The organism is Aromatoleum toluolicum (assembly GCF_012911005.2).
Lineage (GTDB): Bacteria > Pseudomonadota > Gammaproteobacteria > Burkholderiales > Rhodocyclaceae > Aromatoleum > Aromatoleum toluolicum.
Window position 1 is genome coordinate 1 of the sequence record NZ_WTVS01000245.1, and the last position, 417, is coordinate 417.

Annotated in this window: 1 protein-coding gene; it reads left to right on the top strand. The window is 70.3% G+C overall.

The features are described from left to right. Nucleotides 1–417: acyl-CoA dehydrogenase family protein (locus GPA27_RS28575; RefSeq protein ID WP_211165319.1), on the top strand; the 417-nt coding region annotated here is incomplete at both ends.

Here is a 417-nt window from a genome sequence, read left to right on the forward strand (position 1 = left end):
CACCGAGATCGCGCCGCATGTGGACGCGTGGGATGCCGCCGGTGAATTCCCCCGCAGCCTGTACCGCCGCGCGGCCGACCTGGGCCTGCTGGGCCTGGGCTACCCAGAGCAGTACGGCGGCACACCCGCCAGCTACCTGCTGCGCCTGCCGCTGTGGCGCGCGCTCAGCCGCCACGGTGCCAGCGGCGGTGTGCTGGCCAGCTTGCTGTCGCACAACATCGGCCTGCCGCCCGTGTTGGCCCATGGCAGCGACGCGGTGCGTGCCGAGGTCATTCCACCGGTGCTGGCGGGCGAGCAGATTGCCGCACTGGCGATCACCGAACCCGGTGGCGGGTCCGACGTGGCCCAACTCAAGACCACAGCGCGGCGCGAGGGCGATGAGTACATCGTCAACGGCGAAAAGGTGTTCATCACCTC